Origin of the sequence: Sporosarcina koreensis (genome assembly GCF_042655825.1) — a bacterium.
Lineage (GTDB): Bacteria > Bacillota > Bacilli > Bacillales_A > Planococcaceae > Sporosarcina > Sporosarcina koreensis.
Map to the genome: position 1 here is coordinate 87,212 of NZ_JBHSNP010000008.1, position 25,136 is coordinate 112,347.

Here is a 25,136-nt window from a genome sequence, read left to right on the forward strand (position 1 = left end):
TTTATGAGCGCGAAACCGACTTTTATGAGCGTTGGCTTCGCGGACTATTCGCTTACTTGCCCACTTCCTTCATTAACCCCTTATTCCCTTTCGTCAAAATGTTTTCGTAGTCGATATAATCGTAAATGTCATCCCCGATTTCATTGCTGAAGACGGCAAGCTCCTGCACGGTTAAATCCTCGATCGCCTTCTTCTCCGCTTCGCAATAAATGATGATTTTCCCTACGATTTCATGGGCGTCGCGGAATGGAGTGCCTTTCGCTACCAAGTAATCCGCCACTTCGGTTGCATTCAGGAAGCCTGCCTTGATGGCGGCTTTCATATTGTCTGCATTCACCGTCAATGTGTCGATCATCTTCGACATGATTTCCATGCAATCAAGGACCGTATCGAGCGCGTCGAAAAACTGCTCTTTATCCTCCTGCATGTCTTTATTATACGTCAGCGGCAGGCCTTTCAATGTCGTCAACAAAGCGAATAGGGAGCCGTAAACTCTTCCTGTCTTACCGCGGATCAACTCCGCCGCATCCGGATTTTTCTTCTGCGGCATGATGCTGCTTCCTGTCGAGTAGGCGTCCGCCATCGTAATGAATTTGAATTCCTGGCTGCTCCACAAAATCAGCTCTTCACTTAAACGGCTTAAATGCATCATGATGATAGAGAAATCGGACATGAGCTCCAGCATATAATCCCGGTCGCTCACCCCGTCAAGAAAATTATCGACCGGTTTCGCAAACCCTAATAGATTCGTTGTAATATCTCTATCAATTGCATGTGTCGTCCCCGCAAGCGCCCCGCATCCTAACGGATTTTCATCGAGCAGTTCGAGTGCATTGCCGACACGCTTTTTATCACGCTTGAACATTTGCTCATACGCACCCAGATGATGGCTGAATGTGACGACTTGCGCTCGCTGTAAATGCGTGTATCCCGGCATGATGACGTTATTCGCTGCGGCCTTTGCATGCAGGGAATCGATAAGTCCTTGAAGCCCGTCCATCACCTCAACCGCCTTATTCTTTGCATAAAGGCGCATATCGACCGCCACTTGGTCATTTCGGCTGCGAGCGGTATGGAGCTTCTTCCCCGTTTCCCCGATTCTTTCCGTCAAATGCATCTCCACGAACGAATGGATATCTTCATAGTCCCCTTCGATGACTAGCTCGCCGTTGTCAATATCATGCAGGATCGACTCAAGTCCTTGAACGAGCAATTCTCCTTCCTCCGGAGTCAGCAGGTCACAATGGACCAGCATCGTGACGTGCGCGAGACTCCCCGCGATATCTTCTTTATACAATCTATAGTCGACAGGCAATGATGTGTTGAATTGCTCCATAATTTCATCGGCACGGCTTGTAAAACGTCCTCCCCAAAGCTTCATGTAGTATCAACCTCCGTTATGTATTTTTATTCATTATCTTGTATTATAATAAACAACATCAGTAATTGCAATGAAATCCGGAGCGGCTCCTATTCCTTGCTCGCTTACTAAAGTAGTGCTATGCTTGATTCACTGACGAAAAAAAGAGTGATGGCCATGATAATATTAAAAGAAAAATGCAACAATAAATACTATTCTCCCCTACCCTTGACAACAATATGTCAGGGGTTTTTCTTTCCCAGGGGAAAATCGGCTTGGAGGCAAGATAAATGACAACGAATCAAAACCACTCCATCGCTTCAGTCTTTGCGATTTGGATCAGTTTGATGAGCAATATTGTGTTAACGGTATTAAAAATTCTCGTTGGTGTCCTCTTCAACAGTCCCGTCTTGCTCGCGGACGGTTTCCATAACGCTGGTGACGTAGTTGCTTCTGCTGCTGCATTGACGTCTATGCGGTTTTCACAGCGTCCCGCAGATGATGATCATCCATACGGGCATGGGAAAGCAGAGGTCATTGGCTCAGGGCTTGTTGCGATCATTTTAGGGATTGCCGCTATCTATATCGGTTATGAAGCTGTCAAAACATTTTTTGAGGAGCCGGCGAAGGCGAGTGTCATTGCCTTGATCACTGCTATCATCTCCTTGATTTGGAAGCAAGCTCTTTATATGTATACGATGCGCGTCGGGAAAAAAGTGAACAGTAAAGGTCTCATTGCAACAGCGTACGACCATTTAGCGGATGTTTATGCTTCTCTTGCCGCTGTTGTCGGTATCGGTTTGGCTTTGATTGGCGATGCCTATCATATCCCTCTTCTATCCTACGGGGATCCGTTCGCAGGAGTGATCGTCTCGGTGCTTGTCCTTAGACTCGCTTATGAAATCGGGAAAGAAGCGATGGATATCCTAATGGAAAAGAACGTGCCAGAAGAACGTCTTCGTGAATTTGCAGCGTTGATCCGCACTGTCCCTGAAGTGAAACGGATTGATCGATTGCGTGCACGGGAACACGGACATTATGTCCTCGTCGACTTGAGGATCGGCATTTCCGGAACATTGACAATCCAAGAAGGCCATGATATTTCGAGTAAAATCCGTAATTTAATCATAAGTGAACATGCGGATGTGGATGAAGTGCTCATCCATTTGAACCCATGGTATCCTGACGAATAATGCGGTGGGACTATGTAGTGATGTATACTGGTGAGTGAAAAGGAGTGTCTATGATGTTGAAAGAAAAAATTACGCAATTGGTCACTGAGAATGAAGCACTGTTTCCAATTGAACAAGCGTACGCAGTCAAGCAAGGATTGATTGAGGAAAATACGGAAATTGAACATAAACAATGGAGTTTTCCAGTCATTGAAAGATGCTTGAAAGAGACAGAAGAAGTGATCAAAGAAGAGCCTGAGTCGTTCATGAATGAACCGGTCTCCTATTTCACCAAAAACGCTGATGAGTTTTTATATGTTGAATCAAATGCCTTTGAAACGATCGGGGTCGATGGCATCGCTTTTGAAATGGATGATGTTTTCGAAACGTCCACCGTTTTATTCGGATTGAAAGTACAGAAAAAATGGAGTGCTTTCCTGAAGGAGTATTTGGCTGCGAATGTCGGTTCAAAAACATTCAGCGCCATGTTTTCCGACAAGGATGGATTATGGGACGTCAATATACCGCTCGATTATCTGGACGGCTTTCATAAAGATATGGCAATAAAAGATGCCATGGACCTAGCTTATCGATTCATCTTCAATTTGCTTGAAGCAATCGAGGCAGCAAATTGAAGCATGCATTTGAAGTGGAAAACAAGGAATTCATCTACACATATGTGCGGCAAGTGGATGAACACGATCTATGCCGATTGGAAATGAGGGCTTTTTTCGGTTTTGACAGTCCGTCGAACGTGATCAAGAGCAGGCTGGAAATCGATCCGAGCAGGAGCCCTTTCATGAAGGAGCGTCTGGAAGTCCTGTTTTCCGGAAGCGGTTTGGACGAAATCATAGAGCAAGCATCCGCATTTGTAAGCCATAAGAGATTCAAAGTGACATGCCTGAACTCGATCGCGCTTGACTCGACTGCCAAACTTCGCCAGCCGGAGAGGCGTAGCATTGAGCGGGAGATCGGTGAAGTAATCCAAGGGGAAGCAGATTTGTTCGAGCCGGAGGTACACTTCGGGATTGTTATGCTTGAAGGGGTTTGGTATTTCGGCATTTTGCAGGAAAGCGAGCCGATTTGGCGGTTTCATATGCAAAAACCGCATATGTATTCCACTGCTCTGAGCACACGAGTTGCAAGGGCCGTTGCTAATATCGCTGTCCCCCACCCTGAAGGGATCCGGGCAATCGATCCTTGCTGCGGAATCGGAACTGTCTTGGTCGAAGCGCGCTCAATGTGCATCGATATTGTCGGCCGGGATATTAACCCTCTCGTGTGCCATGGTTCTAGAAAGAACCTCGCCCACTTCGGACTGGAGGGAGAAGTCGTAAAAGGCCCCATATCCGAAGTGACGGATACATATGATGCGGCAATTATCGATATGCCCTATAATCTGTTCACGCATATTACCGCTGAAGGTCAACAGGATATTTTAAAAGACGCCAGGCGGATCACTTCAAGACTCATCGTTGTTACGATTGAGCCGATGGATCATATGATTTTGGAAGCCGGCTTTACGATTGTAGACCGCTGTGTAGCGAAAAAGGGGACGTTCGAGCGGCAAATTGTTGTTTGTGAATGAATGAGGAGTGTTCATGTAAACAAAGGGGTGGAATGAATGAACAGATTTGTGGGTGTTCTGTTTCTTAGTTGTTTGATCATCCCTGCTGGTTGCAATGCCATTGAGAAGTTTATTAAATAACCTTAAGGACATAACATTTTAGTCATACTAAAATAGGTTATGTCCTTTCTTCTTCCACTAATAGATGTAAGAATTAAATTTACATCCTTTTGCTAATAGGAATTAAAATGTCAAAATGGGGATCGTTTTGATCACGATCATCCGGGTATCTTTCATGTTTGATCGGCAAACTGTCGTAGTATTCCACATGCGGCTCAATAAAAGGCTCATAATCACTTTCCTCCAGCCATTGAAGGATATTATAATAAGTTTGGCCGATGTTTTGACCTTTTTCATGATGTGTCGTTAAGTACGTCATCGCCGGTACATGTATTTCGATCATTCCATCGGGAACTTGTTGATCTTCACTAACTTCATATACGGAATAATGCACAAATCCATCCGGCCGAAGATGATAGGATAATCCTAATTGCATTTTTGGTTTAGTCGCATGATCCAATTCCGCTACTCTACCGTTCACGCTAGTAATAAGTTCTTTCAAAGTACTAACCTCTGTGTACGGGCCTTCCCATTTCAATCCGATTCCTCGGTATGCGGGTCTCTCCACAATTTCATAATGGAAGTTTTCCATGTTAAATCCCCTTTTTTCTTTTATTTTTACAGATAACTCCATTCATATTGATATCAGAAATATTATTATTCCCTTATCCACTCCTGTTCTAAGATGCTGTATAACAACGAATCCCGCCAGCCGTCTTTTATTAATAAAACCTCACGCATTCTACCTTCCTGACTCATTCCCGTTTTCTCTAGCACCTTTAATGAACCGATATTTCTTGGATCACACGTTGCAAAAATGCGGTGTAGTTTTAAATCAGTAAAGCTATATGCAATTAATAGTTTCGCCACTTCTGTTGCATATCCCTTCCCCCAGTATTGTGGATTCACTATGTATGCTATTTCGCCGACTCTATTCGTATAGTCCCGAATATTTATCTCACCTGCACCAATCATTTCTTCGTTTTCCCTTAAGGTTATTGCAAAGACGAATCGGCTTCTCGGTTTCTTTTTGGCATCAATGATAACCTGCTTCACAAACTCCTCAGACTCTTGCTCTGAATTTGGCCCCCAAGGCTGGTACCTACAAACCATTTCTTGTGAAGCATATTTGTGAACATCTATCCAATCGTTTTCTTCCATTTCTCGGAGCATGACTCTTTCACTCTGAAGTTTATTGATCAAATGACTGACCTCCGTTCATTATTCAATACAGCGGGTTATGAGCGCTCGCCAAGTTTACTGATCACCTACAGCGATTTTTGATTATGGTTTCTGATTTTCAAACCAATCCAACGCACGCTGTTCCAATTCCTTTACGAATGGCTTTTTTGCTTTGCTGTATAAAGCTGTGTCATCATATCGTTGAGCTAATTCTTCTTTTAAATATGTATATCGTTCAACCTCCTTGGGATGGGTTCTCAAATAATCTCGTAGTACCAAGTGTCTTTGGATGTGAGGGTTACCCTGCTGATAAACATGAATGTGATGGGTTCTGTCTTCCCCGCCCTTACGGAATAAACGCCGGCCTTCAATTCCCCATTCACCCGCAACGTCATAATCTAGGGAAAGCATCTGCTCATTAAACGTATCGATTTTCTCAATGTCTTTTACGAGACACATCATATCAATGACAGGCTTTGCCTTCATACCCGGAACAGAAGTGCTCCCAAAATGTTCAAATTTGATGATTTCCTCCCCGAATATGCTCCTCAAAACTAGAGCTTCCTCATTGAACATTTGAACCCAATTTTCATCGTACTTCGAAAGCCTGACTTTCAAATAGGTTCCTCCTTGCTACAAGGTCTCTTTTACATATCCAAAAAACGACAGATAGCCATTTTCTTCCTCAATGATACTGTATGGATTGAGTTGATCATAATATCTTCTAACAAATTCCCCTTCACCTACTGGGTAAATTTCAATATGGAGATTGCCAGCAAATCTTGTGAAGTATAATTTGCCATTAATAGATTCCACTTCAATCTTATCTTTTAAATATGTTCCGCAATACTTTTCAAGCTGACTTTTATTGAGTGGAACCTCTTGGTATTTAGTCGGTGCTGCTACTTCAACATGATGGAGAATATCTGAAATTGCATTTCCGAGTCTGTACTGATTTATCGCTTCATTATTAGAAAGAATGATGATACAAATATCTTCTTCGAAAAAACTCTGCATAAACGTACTGATTCCAAGGTGGTCTCCGCCGTGCGAATATCTGTTTGTTCCATAAACGTGATGATGCTCAAGTCCATAACAATAATTATTTTGGTTAACGCTAAAAAACCTAATAAACACTTTCTCGGAAAGTAGTTTTCGGTCCCGCAAACACATAAACCATTTGTACATATCCTCACAGTTCACAACGATAGCGCCTGCCCCGATACTAAATTTCTCATTAAAATACGGGCTTTTGATAGTTGCGTCAAAATCTTTTACGTAATTGCTCGATCTGTTTTTAATCGTTTTACTACCGTCATCAACATCGCTGTTTAACATATGTAAAGGAAAGAAAATATGGTTTCGTAGAAAATCACCGTATGTTTCTCCTGAAACATTTTCAATGATCCAAGCAAGCAAATTATAGTTTGAGTTATTATAATCAAATTCCGTCCCTTCTGGCTTTGTAGGCTTTTTATTAATATACTTCTGAAAAAAATCAATTCGTGAATAATCCATTCTATTGTAACCAGCGAAAAAATCATCTTCAAAGTTTGTGAAATTATATAAACCAGAAGTATGTGATAATAAATGATGGATAGTGATCGATTCGTCAATCTGCATATCGGAAGGGAGGTATAAATTTGCAGGTTTATCGATGTCCAGCATTTTTTTATCATAGAGGAGCATAATCGCAAAGGCCGTAAACTGTTTTGACAAGGAAGCGATGGAGAAGCGCGAATCCATATCATTTTTTATTCCAAACTCGATACTTGCATAGCCGTATGCATTTTCAAAAAGCACTTCTCCTTTTTGAATCACTTGGATTACCCCGTAAAAGTCCCACAACTCTATATACTTGTTAATATAGGTTTCTAGTTTTAAATGTTTTGATGGCATAAGATTATACTTCCTCGCCATGTAAACTAAAATTCCACATAAAATGGTTGCCTACTGTCATTAAGACAATACTCTATTCTTTGCCTGAAGTTCCCCAGTGTCACCATCTCTAAAGCTTGTTCGATAGGAAAGAAACCTACTTCTAAACTCTCTGGTGAAGTTGTTATTTTGCCTCCAATTGGTTTAGCTAGAAACAGCGTATTACAAATTGATTTTTTCACGTTTTGAAATATTCCACAGAATTTCAGAACATCAATATCAATCCCTGACTCCTCTTTAGTTTCCCTAATTGCTGCATCTTTCAAAGACTCGCCTTCCTCAACGATTCCACCTGGCATTTCCCAACCTCTCATTGGTCCTTTAATTAATAGAATTTCATTTTGATCATTGAGTACAATCGTTGCAGCTGAAACAAAATGTTTAGGCGGTGTATTAAAACTTGCTGTATCTTGTCCCAAAGCCACTGCCCCCTCTTTATGTTATGTGAGTAATAAACTCTAAAAATTATATGTCTTATAATCTCCCGTGTCCGAGGAAAATTTCAATACATTGCCATCAGTAGGGATTCCTTTGAAATAGGCGCCAATACAACCAGTGGTACATCTGTGACCTGCTATGAGAACGTTAAGTTCATTGTCCCCACATTGCTTTTCAAGATCTTTCATAAAATCGAAAACTCTACTTACAAATTCAGTTGTTTCTTCAATACCTTTATAAATAGATGAATCCGGTAAGAATTCAGCCATCCTGACTTCACTAACCGGTAACCCGTCAGCTTCGCCTAGATCAAATACATCCAAACGATCATCCACAACAGCTTGTACCCCGGTAATAATTTCCGCTGTTTGCACGGCCCTTTCTTGCGGAGAAGAAAATACAAAATCAAACTTTACTTTCTGTAATTTATCTTGTAAAGCTTTAGCCTGTTGTATTCCATGCTCGTTTAGCGGTAAACCCATTCTTCCTTGCATTTTTCGATCTTTATTCCAATCTGTTTGTCCATGCCTTACTACATAGATCATGGAAAATTCCCCTTTATATATTTTTATTTGTGCCCTAACCAAAATACGTTCTAGTGTTACCTATCTAAAAGCGAATGATTTCGTTCAATCCTCATCCTAAAATGGTTCATGATTCGAATCTGCTCCTCCGTTAACTTTTCTTTATTCCAGTACATATGCATTAGACTGTATTCGAAGACTTCCTTTAGCTTAATGAACAATGAAAGGTGTTCAAGCATTTCAGCAGGAAGGTCATGTTCCTCCTGGTATCCGTCAATGATTGCTTTTGTGATTTCCCGTCCGTAGTCGACGATGTTGCCGCCTCCCACGAACGAATACTCGATCGCACTGTAAATGGGAACTGCCAAATCGAAAATGTAGAAGTTTTTCTCGCAGTCTTGAAAATCAACCATTGTCAACTTCGAATCACTCTCAACCAGTATGTTTTCCAACCATAAATCTCCGTGTAACAATCCATAATTCAAACGGTTTTTTGGCAACGCTTTAATTGTTGATAAAACGTCTTGAGCAATATTTCTAATCGCAATTTCTTCTTCAGGGATATATTTAAGAAAGGCATACTCCTCATTCTCATACCAATCGTTGATATGCTTCACTGGATGGATCTCTTCAAATTTCTTCGAAAAACGATGCAATCTACCGATTTGCCGGCCTAATTCTTTCAATACATCGGCATTCCACTGCTCTCTTGGTAAATGGATACCAGGCGCTGCTTTGTACAGAACGGCTAGCACATCTTTATTGCCGAGTGTTATTCTTTCCACCACATTCCGATTCAATGAAGAAATTGTTGGTGATACTGCCAACCCTTCTTTATTCAAGAAATTCGTATACATAACTTCTTCAAGCTGTTCATCGTAAGACTTGTAATTGGTGATTCTGGCAAAATAAACGTCCTGTTTGGCAGTACATCGGAACATCTCATTTGTTACTGATTGAACTGTTAGTAACGTTACTGGATATAATTTGTTGAGTACTTTAAGCAATTGTAATTCGGTCGATTCACTGTTATCAATCATTTGAAAAATCACCTTTCAAATAAAACAGATATTTGCATACATTCTATACATAATAGACTAAATTTACAATTCAAAAAGAGGATATATATTCAAATTGAACATATATCCTCTTTGTTCTTTATTATTTTGAAATTTCCACAGTGTAGTCCGCCAACAGCCTTGCACCGTAGCCTGTTGCAGATTTTGCATAGTAGCCCGATGCACTTGACTTGCTCATCATGCCCGCCATGTCCACGTGCAGCCATTTGCTGTTTTCAGGAACGAAGCGGCGTAGGAAAAGACCTGCAGTGATCGAGCCCGCAACGTTCAATGAACTGATATTGTTCATATCTGCGTAATCGCTTGCCAATGATTTGTCGTATGCTTCAACCAATGGCATCGGCCAGACAAAGTCACCGTTTTGATCGCCGACTTTTTTCATGACGAACGACAATTCTTCATCACCGAAGACGCCGCCGATTTCTGAACCTAGTGCAGCTACAATTGCACCAGTCAACGTTGCGATGTCAACGATATACTCTGCATTTAATTCACCAGCGCGGATTAGCGCGTCTGCTAAGATGAGGCGTCCTTCTGCATCTGTATTGCCGACTTGGACTGTTTTGCCGTTTTTATATCGGATCACTTCACCAGGGAACACGGAATTTGCATCCGGTGTATTCTCTACCATCGGAATCAAAGCTACGACATTCACTTTCGCCTGTGAATCGACGAGCAGCTGCATTGCTCCTGCAACTGCAGCAGAACCGCCCATATCCATACGCATATCGCTTAAATCTTTGCCGCTTTTCAGGCTGATGCCGCCAGTATCGAATGTAACCCCTTTTCCTACAAGGGCTACTAGTGGTTTAGAAGTATCCCCTTCATAGCGGATTTCCACAAATGATGGGTTGTATTTACTTCCACGGCAAACTGTCATAAGGCCGTTCATTTCCATCTCTTCAAGCTGCTCTTTGCCGTGAACCGTTATTTCAACGTTTTTCCCTTCGAACTTTTCCTTCAATACTTCCGGATACGTTTCGGGGTTTAGGACGTCTGACAATTCATTCATTAAGTCACGAGAGAAAGCGGTTGCCGCTGCACGGATTTTTCCTGTTTGAACAGCTGCCTGCACATCGCTTTCATCGACTTGCAATTCCGTGTTGAATCGCTCTGTCTCAGATTTATACGAGAGGAATTGATAGGATCCGAGATCCCAACCTTCTGCGAAAGCTGTGTAGACTTCTTCTTTGTCTAAGCCGGCGAACACATTCCCTAAGACGCCTGCCTGCACTGTTGCCTTCTCCACTTTTTGTGAAGCCAAGTCACGCGCAATGTTGCCCGCTGTCGAACGGACCTTTTCCAAATTCGCCTTTTCAGCTTCCTTGATGACGACATACTGCGTGTCTTCGATCAAAACTGAACAATGGCCAGCCTTCTGTTGCGCCACAAATTTTTTCCGCGCTTCATTTCCGCTAATCAATTCATCGTTTGCAAAGATGATCTTAACTTCCGCCATTTCCATTCCCCCAAATCTATTTATTTCGAGTACAGAAATAGTTTACCATATATCATCATTATTGAAAAAGTTATCTTTTACCGACCATTACAAGAATGAACGTCGCGACCGGACCTAATAACAAAGATAAAAGGAACCAATTGAGCCCGCTTCTATTTTTCCCTTGCGCAATCCCCGCGTTGATTAATGCAAGTGTTCCCCATCCAACGAAATAGCTTCCTTCCATTTCATTTCCTCCTCACATAGATGTCTACCTTTTATACGTCGGATCGATAAAAAAGTTTCGTGGAAATTTTTTCTCACAGTACCTTGCAATGAATAATACCATATGATATATTACACTTAACACAGTAGTATTCATTACACAGTACTGAAAAAGGAGGGCTAGTGGTGAATATTCAATTTAAAAAAGGCGTATTAAATTTATGCGTCCTAGTTCTATTGGATAAACAAGATCGCTATGGTTATGAATTGGTACAAAAAATCTCTGATCAGATATCCATTTCTGAAGGATCTGTTTATCCACTGTTGCGCCGGTTAACAAAGGAAGGCTATTTCACGACCTATTTGCAGGAATCGACGGAAGGGCCCCCTCGTAAGTATTACAAGTTGACAGATGCCGGGCGGGATTATTTGCATGAGCAGCTGGAAGAGTGGCGCAATTTCACGGAAGGTGTAAATAAATTAATCGAGGAGGGCGTTCGCCATGACTGAAAACCAATTTATCAATGAGCTTGAAAACGCTTTGAAACGTTTGCCTGCAGATGAAAGAAACGATATTCTGCAAGATATCCGTGAATACTTTTCAAATGGTCGGGATGACGGAAAAACGGAAATCGAAATTGCGGCTTCCCTGGGATCGCCTCAGAAAATTGCAACTGAGCTCTTGGATGCGTATCCATTTGAAGACCTTCAAGTCTCACAAGGGACCCGGTTGTCAACATCCCCTTCAAGTGAAGTGGTAACGATCCAAGACGACAGCTTCACGAAGGTAGATATCGAAGTTTTTCATGGGAAGCTTTCCGTATTTCCTTCGGATAGCTCTGAGACAAAAATTGAACTGATCAACGTCAATGACAAGCTGGAGTTTTCTGCAGACGTTTTCGAAGATACCTTGCGCATCAGATTGAAAAAGAAAGGACTTTGGTTATTCATCTTCAATTTCAATACGAAGGAGGTTGCTTTAAACGTGTTCATCCCTAAAAAGCTCTATCAATCCATTTCAATGAAATCCGATAATGGCCGTATTAATGCTGAGAAGTTGATCGGTAAAAATATCGAGGCGCGCACGGATAACGGGCGAATTGAATTAACTGAACTGGCAGCCACTTCACTTCACGCAGAAACCGATAACGGAAGAATTGAAATCTCGAAGGTTCAGACTGAACGGTTGAAGGCACAAACGGATAATGGACGGGTGACGATGAGACATGTCGAAGCCGATTCGATCTACGCGGAATCGGACAATGGGCGCATCGAGTTCGACCAAGTCGACGGTGAGATTACGGCCATTACCGACAATGGGCGGATTGTCCTCGCCGGTGAACATTTGGACCGCAACATCGATTTTCAAACGGATAACGGCAGCATTGAAATTACGACAACAAAGAAGGCAACGAATGCGACCATTTTAGCGAAAACCGGACATGGACGGATCGATGTTTACGGTGAACGGAATTCACGCAGCCGCTTCGGCGCTGAATTGCACCAAATTCGATTGAAATCGGATAATGGAAGAATAACTGTTAGATAAGTATAAAAAAGAGGGCGGTTTCCGCCCTCTTTCACTGTTTATGCGAGTTATGACGTTTTCCGATTCCCTCTTCGAATGAAAAGAAAACGAATGAATATGATATAGTGAGGCATCAGTCGATGTACAGTATGATGATAGAACATCGCTTTCATACTCCAATTGAAAAGAGGTCTTGCCATGGTTATGATTTTTGTGGATGCAGACGGCTGTCCAGTCGTAAATGAAACGATTTCCATTGCAAAGCAATTCAATTTTCCTTGTACGCTCATTTGTGACACGGCCCATGAAATGCATCGCGAAGGGGCAGAGACGATCATCGTTTCCAAGGGTGCGGATGCTGTCGATTTTGTTCTTGTCAATAAAGTGCAAAAAGGGGATATCGTCGTTACACAGGATTATGGATTGGCCGCCATGGTTCTTGCAAAGCAAGGACACCCGATCGATCAGAACGGCAGGCTGTATACGAACGAAAATATTGACCAGCTTTTATTCGCTAGACATGCCGCACAGAAAATCCGAATGGCGGGCGGGCGACTCCGCGGCCCTAAGAAACGATCAAAAGAAAGCAATGAAAAATTCAAGGAAAAACTACGTCATTTATGCAGGATGCTACTTTCTCCATCCGATTGAAGCCCGCTCTTTTGCCGGGCTTTCATATTCGTTTCCCTCTATTCATAAACTACTATAATTGCAACTCCCATTCTTCATCCAACAAACTTCAACTATGTTTAGTAACTGACTGCAAAGGTTAGAGATTAATAAAGATATCGGAGGTCTATCCATGCCAAAAATCCTTTCCGTCAGCACCTTCCTGCCTCCCCATGAGGTGAAGCAAGCGGAAGCTGTTGAATTGACCCGCTCTCTTTTCAGCCGTAAATTCAAAGATATTGAACGACTGTTGAAAGTCTTTCAAAACGGCGATATCGAGAAGCGGGATGTTTGCATGCCACTTGAGTGGTATGGGCAAGCCCATGGTTTTGAAGAGCGGAACGACTTGTATATCCGCCACGCAATCGATTTCGGTGTTCAAGCTGTACAAGCATGCCTGCAACAGTCCACCACATTGACGAACACCGTCGACCCTTCAGAAATCGACGCCATTTTCTTCATTTCAAGTTCAGGCATTGCCACACCCAGCATAGAGGCCCGCATCATGAACAGGCTCCCTTTCCGTGATGATGTGAAGCGTATTCCGATATGGGGATTAGGCTGCGCTGGAGGGGCAGCAGGAGTGAGCCGGGCATTCGAGTATTGCAAAGCCTTCCCCAAGGCGAATGTGCTGGTACTCTCCATCGAGCTTTGCAGTTTGACCTTCCAAAAGGATGATTATTCGAAAAGCAACCTTGTCGGAGTATCTCTATTCTCAGACGGTGTTGCATGTGCGCTCATTGCAGGGGATCAGTCTGAAATTGCGGTTAACATCCCTGTCCCCTCGATCATCGGCACGACTTCAAAATGGATGCCTAATTCCGAGGATGTCATGGGATGGGATATTAAAAACAATGGTCTCTATGTCATTTTCTCGAAAAGCATACCGGCCATCATTACCGATTGGCTCGGGCCATTTGTACATGAATTCCTTGATTCTTATCATCTTGATAAAGACGATATCACCCATTTCGTTGCACATCCCGGTGGAAAAAAAGTATTGACGGCGTATGAGGATTCGTTAGGATTTGACAGTTCAATGACCGATATTTCTAGGGACGTGCTTCGGAATCACGGCAATATGTCCTCCCCGACAGTCCTCTATGTCCTCAAGCGATTCATGGAGTCAGAACCTACTGCTGGCGAATACGGATTAATGGCCGCGCTAGGACCGGGGTTTTGCGGTGAATTGCTATTGTTGAAATGGGATTGAGGTGTCTGCAATGATTATCGGGATTGTCCTTTCCATCATCATATTGCAACGGATCATCGAATTGATGATCGCAAATCGCAACGAAAAATGGATGAAAAGCCAAGGTGCGTTTGAGGCAGGCGCATCCCATTATCCTTATATGGTTGCGATGCATGTATTCTTTTTTATTGTGCTCATTTCGGAAGTTTTCTTCTTTCACCGCCAGCTTTCCGCAATCTGGCCAATTTGGTTAGGGATCTTTTTAGCAGCACAAATACTGCGGATTTGGTGTCTTGCGTCATTAGGCAAGTTTTGGAATACAAAAATCATCGTCCTGCCGAATGCACAAGTCGTCCGAAAAGGTCCATATAAATGGCTCCGTCATCCGAATTATATGATCGTCGCCACGGAACTGCTCGTGCTGCCGCTATTATTCAATGCTATTTTCACCGCCTTTGTATTTTCCCTCCTCAATATTTGGATGATGACGGTACGGATTCCAACGGAGGAACAAGCACTACGGAAAGCGACGAATTATACAGAAGAATTTCAGTTGGATAAATGACAAAACACCGAGGACCGGTATCCTCGGTGTTTCATTTTCTTATGAAATGCGCGTCAATGTCTTCCCCATATACCCGAACAAAATCGTCAAAATCGGGGATAGCAGGCAGAAGAATGCAAATGGCAAATAGGCAATTGTTGAAACGCCTAACACGTTCGTAATGAAAATGCCGCATACACTCCACGGAACGAGCGGGTTCACGACCGTTCCCGCATCTTCCATGACACGGCTCAGGTTTTTATTCGCAAGGCCAAGTTTTTCGTACTGTGTCTGGAAAGCTTGGCCTGTCAATAAAATCGATAAATATTGTTCGCCGATCAAAACATTTATGCCAATCGCCGTCATCGCGGAAGCAAAAATAACGGAAGACACTTTCTTCAACAGCATTTCGATCTGTGCCAATAAACTCTGGACAATCCCCAACGTAAACAACAACCCGCCCATGCTGAGCGCCAATAACACTAAAGCGACTGTAAACATCATGCTTTCCATGCCGCCTCGCGTCAGCAATGCATCAATGTCCTCTACACCCGTAGATGAAACATACCCGCTAAACAATATGCCAAGCACTTTCGAAAATCCAATGCTTTGATGAAGGAATGAAAGGACGACCGCCACTGCCGAGCTGATTGCCAACGTTAGAAAAGCAGGCACTTTTGCAATCGTCAATACAAACAAAGCGACAAGCGGAATGACCGTATACCAATGGATCATCCCAGTCTCCAGCAACGTTTCTTGAAACAGTGCAATCTTATCGAACTCCCCTGTCGTCACGGATGGCGACAATACACCGAACAAAAGCAATGATATAACGAAAGCTGGAACCGTCGTCCATCCCATATTGCGGATATGCTCGAACAGATCGACTCCCACAATCGACGACGCAAGGTTGGTCGTATCCGACAACGGCGACATTTTATCGCCAAAGAATGCACCCGAAACGATAGCACCCGCCGCAATCGGAAGCGACAGCTCAAGGACGCTCGCCATTCCGATGAACGCCACACCGACCGTCGCCACAGTTGTCAGCGAGCTTCCGATCGAGATGCCGACGATTGCAGTGACGGCGAAGACAATCGCAAAAAAGAATGTAGGCGTAATTAAATGAAAGCCTGCGTAAATTAACGACGGAATCGTCCCGCTCATCATCCAGCTGCTGATGAGAATGCCGATGAAGAAAAAGAGGAAGACTGCCCCCATGCCGGCTCCGGCCCCTTCCACCAAACCTTTTTCAAGTTTCTTGTAAGGAATCCTTTTCAAAAGGCCGTAACCGATCAACAATAAAATTGAAAACAGAATTGGCAAATGAGGAACGGACTCGAATTTTATTAAACTGACGCTGATCATCGCCACGATGCCGAAAACGAGCAGAACCGATTCCCAAACTGCGGGCGTATGAATCGCTTTTATATGAAACATAATGCATTCCTCCTAGTATTTATCATAAACAGAAAAAGCTCCTTCCATCCCTTGGATAAGGGACGAAGGAGCTCTCCGCGATACCACCCTGTTTGACGGCAGGATAGCCTGCCGACCGCTTCATTTCAAATCGGAGAAACCCGTGCCGATGTACTTCATGCCTGTTGCTGCCTGAATTTGCACCATCCATTCAGTCTCTTTTTGCTGCCCACAACAGGATTACTATGTCGACTCTCCGTTACGTATTCGTTTCACTTATGAATGATTATTATTGTATATTACCAGCCCTGCCGGATAAGTCAACAGTCAATCCGACCAATTTTCCAATCGAAAACAAAAAAGCCGCCATACCTGTCAAATTGACAGGCATGACAGCTAAGTGATCCTACTCCTCCCAGCCGTATACTTTCCGGCTCCAATGACGATGTGCAGCAACTGCATCGATAAAGTCGCCCGCGAATACATCGGAACCTTCATTCATAATGATACCTGCACCCATTTCCGCGTCAGACGCCTCGAAAAACACTTTTCCTGTGGACGCAATGCCGATCGTCTTGTAATGCTTATAGGCCTCGTTGATGAAATCGACAATATCCATCGTAAATTTCTTCATATTATCGGCTTCTCCTCCGACTACATAAATCGCATCATACAATGTCGGATGGACAGTCAAGAAGGTTTCATCGATTTCAACCATTAAATCACCCTCACCGTACAGGACACCGAACTTCTCTCCGACGAGGTCGACGCTCATTCCAGCATTCAAGCATGAGGAGACTAGCGATTCCACTTCCTTCCCGTCGAATCCGTTTCCGATCAGGATTGCAACTTTGCGGGTATCTGGAAGCATTGTCGTGTTCAGTTGGCTCAAGGCAGGAGATGATTCCGTGACAGGTGATTCTTTTATATCTGTCGGAAATTCAGCCCCTACGGCTTCAGCAACCGCCGTTGCCAACCCGACATCCACATTGGCAAACATATCTACGACTTGCTGTCTGACACTCATGCTCTTCACTTTGCCGATTTCGAAACTGAAGGCATCTACGATATGCTTTTTCTCGGTAAGTGACATACTGTTCCAGAAAAGCTTCGCCTGTGAAAAATGGTCCGCGAATGATTCACTGCGCGCCTGTATTTTTCGGCCTTCGATTTTTTCTTGGTAATGGACATAGCCGCCTTCCTCTTCCGATGAAACGGATGGCGTATTGTCTGCCAATGAATTTTTATGATAGCTCACTTGGCCGACATTGATCGTCTGCCTGCCGTATCCGTCGCGCTGGTTATTATGGAATGGACAAACCGGACGATTGATCGGGAGTTCATGGAAATTCGGCCCTCCCAATCTGATCAACTGTGTATCCGTATAGGAGAATAACCGCCCTTGCAATAACGGATCGTTTGTAAAGTCGATGCCCGGCACGACATTACCAGGATGAAACGCGACTTGCTCGGTTTCCGCAAAGACATTGTCGACGTTCCGGTTCAACGTCATTTTACCGATGATTTTGACGGGCACTTGCTCTTCTGGCCAAATTTTCGTCGGATCTAAAATATCGAAGTCGAACATGAATTCATCTTTCTCTTCGATGAGCTGAACGCCTAATTCAAATTCAACAAAATCTCCTCTTTCGATCGCTTCCCATAAGTCCCTTCGATGGAAGTCGGGATCTTTTCCGTTGATCTTTTGCGCTTCATCCCAAACTAACGAGTGTACGCCGAGTTTCGGCTTCCAGTGGAATTTCACGAAATGCGCAAGTCCCTCTTCATTGACGAAACGGAACGTATGCACGCCGAAGCCTTCCATCATCCGGAAGCTCCTTGGGATTGCTCGGTCGGACATATGCCACATGATCATATGCGCCGATTCCTGGTTATTCGCAACGAAATCCCAAAATGTGTCGTGTGCGGAAGCGGCTTGCGGCATTTCATTATGTGGCTCTGGCTTAACAGCGTGAATGAGATCAGGGAATTTGATGGCGTCCTGGATGAAGAACACGGGCATGTTGTTGCCAACGAGGTCGTAATTCCCTTCTTCCGTGTAGAACTTCACGGCAAACCCACGGACATCCCTAACCGTCTCACCGGACCCGCGGCTTCCCGCCACTGTCGAAAACCGTGTAAAAACGGGAGTCTTCGAACCTGCTTCCTGTAAGAAAGCGGCTTTCGTATATTTTTTCATCGACTCGTACAACTCGAACTCCCCATGTGCGGCAAATCCCCGGGCATGAACAACCCGCTCTGGAATCCGCTCATGGTCGAAATGAGTGATCTTCTCACGGAAGTGGAAGTCTTCAATAAGAGTCGGTCCCCTGTATCCGGCTTTTAAGGAATGCTCATCCTCCGAAACTTTCAGCCCCTGATTCGTCGTCAATTTCTTCCCCTTGTCAATCGATCGATAATGCTCCAATTGATTGTCTTTGCTGTTTGCATCTACAGAATGGTTTCTATCCATTTGTTCATTTCCTCCATTCGGTTTCAGTAGTCTCCTACTCTATTCCCGTCAAGAGATTCCCCAAACAAACAGCAAATTAGCAAAATTGGCCGATGACAAAACCTACATAAGCTAATAGGGCTCCGAACCCGAATGTCCAAATACTATAGAGAGTCGCTTCCTTTATTTGCCCGCTCTTCCATAACTGAATCAATTCTTTCATTAGTGTTGAGAAAGTCGTCAAAGCGCCCATCAAACCTGACACTAGAAAGACTGTCAATAGCTTCGGCAAATCCAATCCGACGAGGAGGCCAATGAGCAAAGAGCCCGTCAAGTTGACAGCCAAAGTACCGACCGGAATGCCTTCCCCTTTATTCATCCTAGCGGAAATGAAAAATCGTAGGAGCGCTCCAATGAATCCGCCTAAACCGATGACAACCGCTTCAGCTACTGTCATGCGCTCACCATCTTTCGGCCAATTTTCATACCAAACAGTCCAATAACAAACCCGCCGATAATACTCACAGCAATATAAACAATAGCAAGCATCACTTGACCGTCTTGCAGGAGGGTGACCGTTTCCAAACTGAACGTGGAAAACGTCGTAAAGGAACCTAAAAAGCCTGTCGTAATCGCGGTCTGAAGCTGCCGATCGGCGGTCAGCCGTTGAATGACGCCGGCACTAAGAAGGCAGAGGATGAATGTCCCAAGCAGATTGACAGTCAATGTCGCCATCGGAAAATCCGGCGATCCGACAAACAGCTTCCCAATCCCAACTCGGCAAATCGCTCCGAGCGCTCCTGCAATACCGACAAAAAGGGCTTGTTTCATAGTTCAACCTCTTTCAATAGACGCCGAGATAAAATCGTTTCAAGTGCCAGCCGCTTTTCTGCTTCCCCGAATTGAATCCGGATCTCTTCTTCACCGATTCCGTTGATGATCCCTCTTCCAAAAACACGGTGCAAGACGTGCATGCCGATGACTAATTCTGATTTATCGCTGATGCCATCCGGATCCGGCAATGTCGACAAGTCGGCTCTTTTCAGTTTTTCAGTCGGCTCTTCTTCCGGCTTCATTAAAATCCCTCGCACTTCATTCAAAAATCTAGAATCCTCTTTGGACTTCCCATTCGACTCCCGGTAGGAAAGCAATTCCAACCGTTCTTTCGCCCTTGTCATCCCGACGTAAAACAATCGTCTAGCCTCTTCCAGCAACATCGTTTCCGTTTCATCTTCTTCGGATGGGATGATCCCTTTCACTAAGTCGATCATGAACACGCGCCTGAATTCCAACCCTTTGGCGCTATGGAAAGTCGACAATGTCAATGCATTGGCAGGAGGATTGAATTTCGCCTGTTGCACCGCCTGTTCCAATTCCTTCAATCGGTTCGCAAAGTCGACCATCGTCCTCACTTGGGATGCGATCCCTTCGAGTGTATCCAGGATACCAAGAAGTTGATCGATCCGATAGCCGAATTTTGCGGCCCGGCTTTTCAACGCTTCCTCGTATTCGAGCTCATAGCGGATCATCCGGATGATTTGGGCGGGCCGCATTTCAGGGATTCGTTTATAGACATCGATGCAAGTATCCAATTTTTCGATTTGGCTGCCTTTCAATTGCACAGTTTGGATGAATGCTTCAAACACATTCCCGGATGTCGTTTGATTCATGAATTTGGACAGCATGTCCCGAGAGATGAATAAATTCATTTTCATGGCGATCTTCGCGAATATGTCCTTCCGTTCCACATTGAAGCTGAGCCGCATGAAATTCAACATATCTTCAACGACCCAATGGGAAAAGAATCGGTCATCCGCATCCTTCATGTAAAAAGGGATTCCCCTTCGATGGAGTTCATTGACATACATCGTGGAAGAGGAGTTATTTCTGAATAAAACAGCGACTTCCTCCAGGTTTTGCTCATCCAATAATTCATACGTGATGTATTCCAGAAGCCGTTTCGGGTCTTCGAATTGTTTCATGACAATCGGTCCCGCCTCTTTATTTGCCGTCCGCATCTCTTTTCTATATCTGTGTTTATTGCGTGTAATGAAATGGGCTGCGGTTTCTACGATTTCTTTTGAGGACCTATAATTCTGCTCCATCCTAAGCAATTTCGCATCGGGATATACTTGCTTGAAGTTTAGCAAGTACTCTGGATCCGCCCCGCGCCACGTATAGATCGACTGATCGTCATCCGCCACGACACATAGGTTGCCGTGGTGTGCTGCAAGGTGCTCGACAATTCGATGTTGAACAAGGGATGTATCTTGGCTTTCATCTGTGAGAATATAGTCGAAGCGCTTGCGGAACTGCTCGGCAAGCTGTTCATCGACTCGCAGCGCCTGCTCCGCGATGGACAACATATCATCAAAATCGAGAAGGAGATGCCCTTCCGTCTTCGATTTGAATTGCTCGTAGTTCAAGGCAATGCTGCCCGCCTTGTCAAAAGGCGCCTGTACTTGCTCCCACTCGTTCAAAGGGATCATCCTGTTCTTAAGATAACTGATAAATGTCGACAGCGAGGTCAATTCGTCTTCCGTACCCTCTTCACGAAGCGCTTCTTTATAGAGGCGTTTCAGCAAAAACATTTTAGTGAGGGACTGTTTCGGATTGCTTTTCCCTCCGCCTTCGATCAATTCGAAAGTGACTCCCGTCTTCTGCAAATAGGTGCGGGTAATTGTAAATGCGAGGCTATGGATGGTCGAAAAATCGACTGGGGAATGCTGCGGAAAAAACCGTTTGAATCGCTCTGTCATATCGCGTGCGGATGCCCGGCTGAACGTAATCGCCTTGATGCGTTTTGGATTTGCATTCTTCTCCTCGATCAAATAGCCGATCCGCATGATCATCGTCGTTGTTTTTCCGGATCCGGGACATGCTAATAAAAGCAACGGCCCTTCCGTCTGCATAACGGCTTTTTTCTGTATGTCGTTCAATTCTATATTTAATTCATTCTTTTTTCTTGTAAAAAAATCAGTCATTGCATAGGTGCTCCTTCTTGTAACGATGTTCTTAATTTACCATACGAATGATTTTATGTAGAGTCGGCACCATGAAAAAACCTCTGCAATTTCTGCAGAGGTTCGGTACTAAAAGCCGCCTGATTCGAGCCGATCGTTCTGGATGTCCACTTTTTCCTTTTTGCTGCCTTTATATGCAGTGGAGGCGACTTCGTTCGTATGCCGCTGTTCGTCGGTATACTCGGTTCCCGACAATTGGGCTCTCGTATTGTCTTTGTTGCTGTTGCTCTCTTTGTTTTTATTTTCTTTAGACAAATCAATCGCTCCTTCTTCGGTAGTCTGTATAGGAATACCCGAAAGGAGAATAGTTAATCATCATTTATTTAGGAACGCCGATTGAGTTGAATGGATAAAACCTGAAACCGACCTTGCCGACAACAGACTCCTGGTCAATACATCCGATCGCTCTGCTGTCCGTGCTGTTCCTACGATTATCGCCCAATACGAACAGCTGGCCTTCCGGCACGGTCACTTCAAAGTCCTCCGTCAATTTCTGATTCTCAAAAAGCCGTTCCTTATTCGCTTGGATATAGTCTTCCTTATATTCTTTACCGTTAATGAAGAGCTTGTCATCCTTCATGACAACAGTGTCTCCCGGCAAGCCGATTACGCGTTTAATATAATCTTCCTTCTGGCCGGGTGCATGGAAGACGACAAGATCGAAATGATCCAGCTTATGGATTTTCGAAATGATTACGCGATTTTCCGATTCAAATGTCGGCTCCATTGACTGACCGGATACAATAACCGGTGAGAAGAGGAAGTGCCGAATGACAAATACGAGTACGCAAGCGACGACAATGGCTTTTATCCATGACATGATTTCTGAAGTTGTTTCTTTGTTCAATTGAAAGCCCCCGATCTTACAGTTTAGTTAAGTATATAGTATAGACTACTCAAGGTATGAATCGTTTATTTCATAAAGAACCTGAAAGATTTTTTATCAAGATTCTGCCGACATTTGCAAATGTGCAGTGCAATTGAAAAGCTCACATGAATTTTGATCGTCTTTTAATTCGACAATTGTCAATGAGGTGTTGTCCAGATTTGCATCATATTTCGTATCAGTGATCAGTTCTTGTAATAGCCTTTTGATTAAACCGCCATGGCTGACGACCAACACTCTTTTTCCGGCATGCTTGTTCTTGATGTCCTCAATGGACTCCATGCCGCGGGAAACGATGGATTCATGTGTTTCAAATCCCATGTCTTGCTGTCTCCAATCCTCCCCCCACTTCTCAATGCGTTCCGCCTCGGTCGTCCCTTCAATAAGTCCGCCGCTAATTTCACGCAACCGAGCATCTTCAATGAGCTCCATATCCGGCATTTTTGCCGCAATGATTTCTGCCGTCTTTTTCGCCCTTATTAAATGGCTTGTATAAATGACATCCCATTGCTCTTTGTATAACCTCTCTGCGACACGCTCTGCCATTTCAATCCCTTCGTCATCCAAAGGGACATCCGAACTGCCTTGCGCTCTGCCTTCCTTGTTCCACGCAGTCACGCCATGCCTTACAAACCCGATAGTCGTCAAAATAACCACTCCCCCTTATGGTTTTGAGTTAAACAATATAGCCAAGCGATCGGAGTACATTGTTCATGAATGATTCAACATACAAATACACTTCTTCCCGCTCAGGCTCTTGATAAAGATCATGGTACAGCCTTTTCCATTCCTTGTATTGAAATTCGGATAGCCGCTGTTTCAGCAGCCATCTCTTCGCAAAAGAGACATCTGAAATTTTATCATGTTCCCCTGTATGCATAAGAATCGGGGTGTCAAAGATGCTTTCTTCATGACTCATGATCGATTTCATCATGGCAAGCAGCTCCCGGTACCAAGATGTAACGATAACGGAGCTATAGTCTCGATCATTCTGGAACTCTACGTACATATCATAGTTGCGCGTCAGCATTTCAATTGTAATGTCATGGTTCACTTTCATGGAACTTGAAAGCTTCGTCAGCACCCCCGAAAACTTGGATGGCTGATGCTTCATGGAGAGCCAAGGGGAACTGAAAATGAAGCCTGCGCATTCCAGTTTTTCACGCTGTAATATATGCATGACTAGCGTGGCGCCAAGCCCATGTCCAAGCACGAATAAAGGCAGATTATCCTGGAGTGCAATGTCGATCATCTTCTTCACATGGTCCACATAGGACTCGAATGGTTCATCATGGGTTCTTCTTCCGCTTTCGGAACCATGTCCCGGCAAATCGCTGGTGACGACATGGAACCCGCCAGTACGCAGCTTTTGAATGAGCCACGCATAACGCCGATGATGTTCGTAAGCATTATGGACAATTACCACAACCGCTTTTGGCTGCCCTTCCGCTTCCCATTTCCACATGGACTCACCTCCCCTATATGTAAATGAAAGTTTTGTGTTACGATAAATTATACATGATTTTTAGAAAAGAGGAGACGTTTCATGATTTATTCGTACAACGGAAAAACGCCGCAAATCGATCCTTCCGTCTATGTAGCGGATTATGTAACGATAACAGGCGATGTAACAATCGGAGCAAACAGTTCCATCTGGTTCAATACGGTCATCAGAGGAGATGTCGCCCCGACGATCATCGGAGAACGGGTCAGCATCCAGGACTTAAGCTGTCTGCATCAAAGTCCGGGAAAGACTTTATTGATTGAAGATGATGTAACAGTCGGCCATAAAGCACTTCTACATAGTTGCATCGTCCGGAAAGGCGCGCTCATCGGAATGGGTGCCATCATTTTGGACGGAGCTGAAATCGGCGAAGGAGCATTCATCGGGGCGGGAAGCCTCGTCCCGCCCGGTAAGAAAATTCCCCCAGGCTGCCTTGCGCTCGGTTCACCTGCAAAAGTGGTCCGAGAATTGAATGACGACGACCGGGCGGAGATGGAACGCGTCTTGAACAGTTATGTTGAAAAGGGCCGGATTTATAAGGAAATGACTAAGTAAAAAGCGGAGTGTGGCGGTTAGCTGCTACAGGCATAAGACGAAGATGCGAAGTGGCGATCTGTGCCACACAGCAACTTTGGCTTATGACCCCGAGCGGCTGCTACACGAAGCTGGACTAAGTAAAATGGGTGCTGCTCAATTGGGCAGCACCTTTATTTATTGGAAACTAACAAAATGATGATTCCTGCCACGATGGCACAAGCAACTAAACCGATAAATCCGAGCAACACTAAAAAGCTGATCGCCATTATTGAATCGCCTGCCTCACTTTTCTAGTACTATAATAAACGCTATGAATTCCCATAAAGTTCCCCAATAATT

Annotated in this window: 28 protein-coding genes; 9 read left to right on the forward strand and 19 right to left on the reverse strand. The window is 44.1% G+C overall.

Annotated features, from left to right (window positions below):
- Positions 1-52: 52 nt before the first annotated feature.
- Positions 53-1,381, reverse strand: coding sequence for an argininosuccinate lyase (argH, locus tag ACFPTP_RS03475; RefSeq protein WP_381442251.1), 1,329 nt, complete (start codon positions 1,379-1,381; stop codon positions 53-55).
- A 269-nt stretch (positions 1,382-1,650) separates the two neighbouring features.
- On the opposite strand from argH, the gene ACFPTP_RS03480 reads away from it, so the two are divergent.
- From ACFPTP_RS03480 to ACFPTP_RS03490, 3 genes are read left to right on the forward strand one after another with little or no spacing between them, the layout of a single operon-like run.
- Positions 1,651-2,553 carry a cation diffusion facilitator family transporter gene (locus ACFPTP_RS03480; RefSeq protein ID WP_381442254.1) on the forward strand — a complete coding sequence of 301 codons (903 nt, stop codon included), beginning with the start codon at positions 1,651-1,653 and terminating at the stop codon, positions 2,551-2,553.
- Between the two features lie 53 nt (positions 2,554-2,606).
- Entirely contained in the window at positions 2,607-3,167 is a 561-nt protein-coding gene (locus ACFPTP_RS03485) for a branched-chain amino acid aminotransferase (protein ID WP_381442255.1), read from the forward strand.
- Positions 3,164-4,120 carry a TRM11 family SAM-dependent methyltransferase gene (locus ACFPTP_RS03490; protein WP_381442256.1) on the forward strand — a complete coding sequence of 319 codons (957 nt, stop codon included), beginning with the start codon at positions 3,164-3,166 and terminating at the stop codon, positions 4,118-4,120. Before ACFPTP_RS03485 ends, ACFPTP_RS03490 begins: the two co-directional genes overlap by 4 nt.
- 199 nt (positions 4,121-4,319) lie before the next feature.
- On the opposite strand, the gene ACFPTP_RS03495 is transcribed toward ACFPTP_RS03490, so the two are convergent.
- The 9 genes from ACFPTP_RS03495 to ACFPTP_RS03535 form a co-directional block, all read right to left on the reverse strand.
- Positions 4,320-4,811, reverse strand: a complete 492-nt coding sequence (locus ACFPTP_RS03495; protein WP_381442259.1) for a GyrI-like domain-containing protein — start codon at positions 4,809-4,811, stop codon at positions 4,320-4,322.
- 65 nt (positions 4,812-4,876) lie between these two features.
- Complete coding sequence (locus ACFPTP_RS03500) at positions 4,877-5,392, reverse strand: GNAT family N-acetyltransferase (RefSeq protein ID WP_381442350.1); 516 nt, start codon at positions 5,390-5,392, stop codon at positions 4,877-4,879.
- A 111-nt stretch (positions 5,393-5,503) separates the two neighbouring features.
- Complete coding sequence (locus tag ACFPTP_RS03505) at positions 5,504-6,019, reverse strand: GrpB family protein (protein ID WP_381442260.1); 516 nt, start codon at positions 6,017-6,019, stop codon at positions 5,504-5,506.
- Between the two features lie 15 nt (positions 6,020-6,034).
- Positions 6,035-7,300, reverse strand: a complete 1,266-nt coding sequence (locus tag ACFPTP_RS03510) for a serine hydrolase domain-containing protein (RefSeq protein ID WP_381442262.1) — start codon at positions 7,298-7,300, stop codon at positions 6,035-6,037.
- 26 nt (positions 7,301-7,326) lie between these two features.
- Positions 7,327-7,758 (reverse strand): NUDIX hydrolase, encoded by a 432-nt coding sequence (locus tag ACFPTP_RS03515; RefSeq protein WP_381442264.1) that lies wholly within the window; start codon positions 7,756-7,758, stop codon positions 7,327-7,329.
- Positions 7,759-7,797: 39 nt separating this feature from the next.
- Positions 7,798-8,322, reverse strand: a complete 525-nt coding sequence (locus ACFPTP_RS03520) for a histidine phosphatase family protein (RefSeq protein WP_381442267.1) — start codon at positions 8,320-8,322, stop codon at positions 7,798-7,800.
- Between the two features lie 56 nt (positions 8,323-8,378).
- A complete protein-coding gene (locus tag ACFPTP_RS03525; RefSeq protein WP_381442268.1) occupies positions 8,379-9,341 on the reverse strand; it encodes a phosphotransferase enzyme family protein in 963 nt (320 codons plus the stop codon).
- 121 nt (positions 9,342-9,462) lie between these two features.
- On the reverse strand, positions 9,463-10,839 hold the full coding sequence (locus ACFPTP_RS03530) for a leucyl aminopeptidase family protein (RefSeq protein WP_381442270.1): 1,377 nt from the start codon (positions 10,837-10,839) through the stop codon (positions 9,463-9,465).
- A 70-nt stretch (positions 10,840-10,909) separates the two neighbouring features.
- On the reverse strand, positions 10,910-11,065 hold the full coding sequence (locus ACFPTP_RS03535; RefSeq protein ID WP_381442272.1) for a hypothetical protein: 156 nt from the start codon (positions 11,063-11,065) through the stop codon (positions 10,910-10,912).
- A 164-nt stretch (positions 11,066-11,229) separates the two neighbouring features.
- Here ACFPTP_RS03535 and ACFPTP_RS03540 point away from each other — a divergent pair, with 164 nt between their 5' ends.
- The 5 genes from ACFPTP_RS03540 (at position 11,230) to ACFPTP_RS03560 (ending at position 14,997) form a co-directional block, all read left to right on the forward strand.
- Positions 11,230-11,553, forward strand: coding sequence for a PadR family transcriptional regulator (locus ACFPTP_RS03540; RefSeq protein ID WP_381442274.1), 324 nt, complete (start codon positions 11,230-11,232; stop codon positions 11,551-11,553).
- Entirely contained in the window at positions 11,546-12,592 is a 1,047-nt protein-coding gene (locus ACFPTP_RS03545) for a DUF4097 family beta strand repeat-containing protein (RefSeq protein ID WP_381442276.1), read from the forward strand. Before ACFPTP_RS03540 ends, ACFPTP_RS03545 begins: the two co-directional genes overlap by 8 nt.
- Before the next feature lie 177 nt (positions 12,593-12,769).
- Positions 12,770-13,222 (forward strand): YaiI/YqxD family protein, encoded by a 453-nt coding sequence (locus ACFPTP_RS03550; protein ID WP_381442278.1) that lies wholly within the window; start codon positions 12,770-12,772, stop codon positions 13,220-13,222.
- 151 nt (positions 13,223-13,373) lie between these two features.
- Positions 13,374-14,453 carry a type III polyketide synthase gene (locus tag ACFPTP_RS03555; RefSeq protein WP_381442281.1) on the forward strand — a complete coding sequence of 360 codons (1,080 nt, stop codon included), beginning with the start codon at positions 13,374-13,376 and terminating at the stop codon, positions 14,451-14,453.
- A gap of 10 nt (positions 14,454-14,463) precedes the next feature.
- Complete coding sequence (locus ACFPTP_RS03560; protein WP_381442284.1) at positions 14,464-14,997, forward strand: isoprenylcysteine carboxyl methyltransferase family protein; 534 nt, start codon at positions 14,464-14,466, stop codon at positions 14,995-14,997.
- A gap of 39 nt (positions 14,998-15,036) precedes the next feature.
- Here ACFPTP_RS03560 and nhaC read toward each other — a convergent pair whose 3' ends face one another.
- The 9 genes from nhaC to ACFPTP_RS03605 all read right to left on the reverse strand — a co-directional run bounded on the left by nhaC (position 15,037) and on the right by ACFPTP_RS03605 (position 24,221).
- Complete coding sequence (gene nhaC / locus ACFPTP_RS03565) at positions 15,037-16,416, reverse strand: Na+/H+ antiporter NhaC (protein ID WP_381442287.1); 1,380 nt, start codon at positions 16,414-16,416, stop codon at positions 15,037-15,039.
- Positions 16,417-16,801: 385 nt separating this feature from the next.
- Positions 16,802-18,868 (reverse strand): catalase, encoded by a 2,067-nt coding sequence (locus ACFPTP_RS03570; protein ID WP_381442289.1) that lies wholly within the window; start codon positions 18,866-18,868, stop codon positions 16,802-16,804.
- A 76-nt stretch (positions 18,869-18,944) separates the two neighbouring features.
- The gene (crcB, locus tag ACFPTP_RS03575) at positions 18,945-19,304 is read right to left on the reverse strand and encodes a fluoride efflux transporter CrcB (RefSeq protein ID WP_381442291.1); all 360 of its coding nucleotides are present in this window, start codon (positions 19,302-19,304) and stop codon (positions 18,945-18,947) included.
- Positions 19,301-19,678, reverse strand: coding sequence for a fluoride efflux transporter CrcB (gene crcB / locus ACFPTP_RS03580; protein WP_381442294.1), 378 nt, complete (start codon positions 19,676-19,678; stop codon positions 19,301-19,303). Before crcB (ACFPTP_RS03580) ends, crcB (ACFPTP_RS03575) begins: the two co-directional genes overlap by 4 nt.
- Positions 19,675-21,831 carry an ATP-dependent helicase gene (locus ACFPTP_RS03585; RefSeq protein ID WP_381442296.1) on the reverse strand — a complete coding sequence of 719 codons (2,157 nt, stop codon included), beginning with the start codon at positions 21,829-21,831 and terminating at the stop codon, positions 19,675-19,677. Before ACFPTP_RS03585 ends, crcB (ACFPTP_RS03580) begins: the two co-directional genes overlap by 4 nt.
- 108 nt (positions 21,832-21,939) lie before the next feature.
- Positions 21,940-22,125 (reverse strand): hypothetical protein, encoded by a 186-nt coding sequence (locus ACFPTP_RS03590; RefSeq protein WP_381442298.1) that lies wholly within the window; start codon positions 22,123-22,125, stop codon positions 21,940-21,942.
- A gap of 64 nt (positions 22,126-22,189) precedes the next feature.
- Complete coding sequence (gene lepB / locus ACFPTP_RS03595) at positions 22,190-22,717, reverse strand: signal peptidase I (protein WP_381442301.1); 528 nt, start codon at positions 22,715-22,717, stop codon at positions 22,190-22,192.
- 96 nt (positions 22,718-22,813) lie between these two features.
- Positions 22,814-23,413, reverse strand: coding sequence for a histidine phosphatase family protein (locus tag ACFPTP_RS03600; RefSeq protein ID WP_381442303.1), 600 nt, complete (start codon positions 23,411-23,413; stop codon positions 22,814-22,816).
- A 19-nt stretch (positions 23,414-23,432) separates the two neighbouring features.
- Positions 23,433-24,221 carry an alpha/beta fold hydrolase gene (locus ACFPTP_RS03605; RefSeq protein WP_381442305.1) on the reverse strand — a complete coding sequence of 263 codons (789 nt, stop codon included), beginning with the start codon at positions 24,219-24,221 and terminating at the stop codon, positions 23,433-23,435.
- An 81-nt stretch (positions 24,222-24,302) separates the two neighbouring features.
- On the opposite strand from ACFPTP_RS03605, the gene ACFPTP_RS03610 reads away from it, so the two are divergent.
- Positions 24,303-24,815 (forward strand): gamma carbonic anhydrase, encoded by a 513-nt coding sequence (locus tag ACFPTP_RS03610; RefSeq protein WP_381442307.1) that lies wholly within the window; start codon positions 24,303-24,305, stop codon positions 24,813-24,815.
- Positions 24,816-25,136: the final 321 nt, after the last annotated feature.

Coding starts and splice junctions, on each gene's coding strand:
- ACFPTP_RS03555 (WP_381442281.1), top strand. CDS start 13,374: ATGCCAAAAATCCTTTCCGTCAGCACCTTCCTGCCTCCCCATGAGGTG.
- ACFPTP_RS03545 (WP_381442276.1), top strand. CDS start 11,546: ATGACTGAAAACCAATTTATCAATGAGCTTGAAAACGCTTTGAAACGT.
- ACFPTP_RS03610 (WP_381442307.1), top strand. CDS start 24,303: ATGATTTATTCGTACAACGGAAAAACGCCGCAAATCGATCCTTCCGTC.
- ACFPTP_RS03530 (WP_381442270.1), bottom strand. CDS start 10,839: ATGGCGGAAGTTAAGATCATCTTTGCAAACGATGAATTGATTAGCGGA.
- nhaC (WP_381442287.1), bottom strand. CDS start 16,416: ATGTTTCATATAAAAGCGATTCATACGCCCGCAGTTTGGGAATCGGTT.
- ACFPTP_RS03560 (WP_381442284.1), top strand. CDS start 14,464: ATGATTATCGGGATTGTCCTTTCCATCATCATATTGCAACGGATCATC.
- ACFPTP_RS03495 (WP_381442259.1), bottom strand. CDS start 4,811: ATGGAAAACTTCCATTATGAAATTGTGGAGAGACCCGCATACCGAGGA.
- argH (WP_381442251.1), bottom strand. CDS start 1,381: ATGAAGCTTTGGGGAGGACGTTTTACAAGCCGTGCCGATGAAATTATG.
- ACFPTP_RS03520 (WP_381442267.1), bottom strand. CDS start 8,322: ATGATCTATGTAGTAAGGCATGGACAAACAGATTGGAATAAAGATCGA.
- ACFPTP_RS03585 (WP_381442296.1), bottom strand. CDS start 21,831: ATGACTGATTTTTTTACAAGAAAAAAGAATGAATTAAATATAGAATTG.
- ACFPTP_RS03525 (WP_381442268.1), bottom strand. CDS start 9,341: ATGATTGATAACAGTGAATCGACCGAATTACAATTGCTTAAAGTACTC.
- ACFPTP_RS03485 (WP_381442255.1), top strand. CDS start 2,607: ATGTTGAAAGAAAAAATTACGCAATTGGTCACTGAGAATGAAGCACTG.
- crcB (WP_381442291.1), bottom strand. CDS start 19,304: ATGACAGTAGCTGAAGCGGTTGTCATCGGTTTAGGCGGATTCATTGGA.
- ACFPTP_RS03510 (WP_381442262.1), bottom strand. CDS start 7,300: ATGCCATCAAAACATTTAAAACTAGAAACCTATATTAACAAGTATATA.
- ACFPTP_RS03480 (WP_381442254.1), top strand. CDS start 1,651: ATGACAACGAATCAAAACCACTCCATCGCTTCAGTCTTTGCGATTTGG.
- ACFPTP_RS03550 (WP_381442278.1), top strand. CDS start 12,770: ATGGTTATGATTTTTGTGGATGCAGACGGCTGTCCAGTCGTAAATGAA.
- ACFPTP_RS03500 (WP_381442350.1), bottom strand. CDS start 5,392: ATGCTCCGAGAAATGGAAGAAAACGATTGGATAGATGTTCACAAATAT.
- ACFPTP_RS03605 (WP_381442305.1), bottom strand. CDS start 24,221: ATGTGGAAATGGGAAGCGGAAGGGCAGCCAAAAGCGGTTGTGGTAATT.
- ACFPTP_RS03570 (WP_381442289.1), bottom strand. CDS start 18,868: ATGGATAGAAACCATTCTGTAGATGCAAACAGCAAAGACAATCAATTG.
- crcB (WP_381442294.1), bottom strand. CDS start 19,678: ATGAAACAAGCCCTTTTTGTCGGTATTGCAGGAGCGCTCGGAGCGATT.
- ACFPTP_RS03535 (WP_381442272.1), bottom strand. CDS start 11,065: ATGGAAGGAAGCTATTTCGTTGGATGGGGAACACTTGCATTAATCAAC.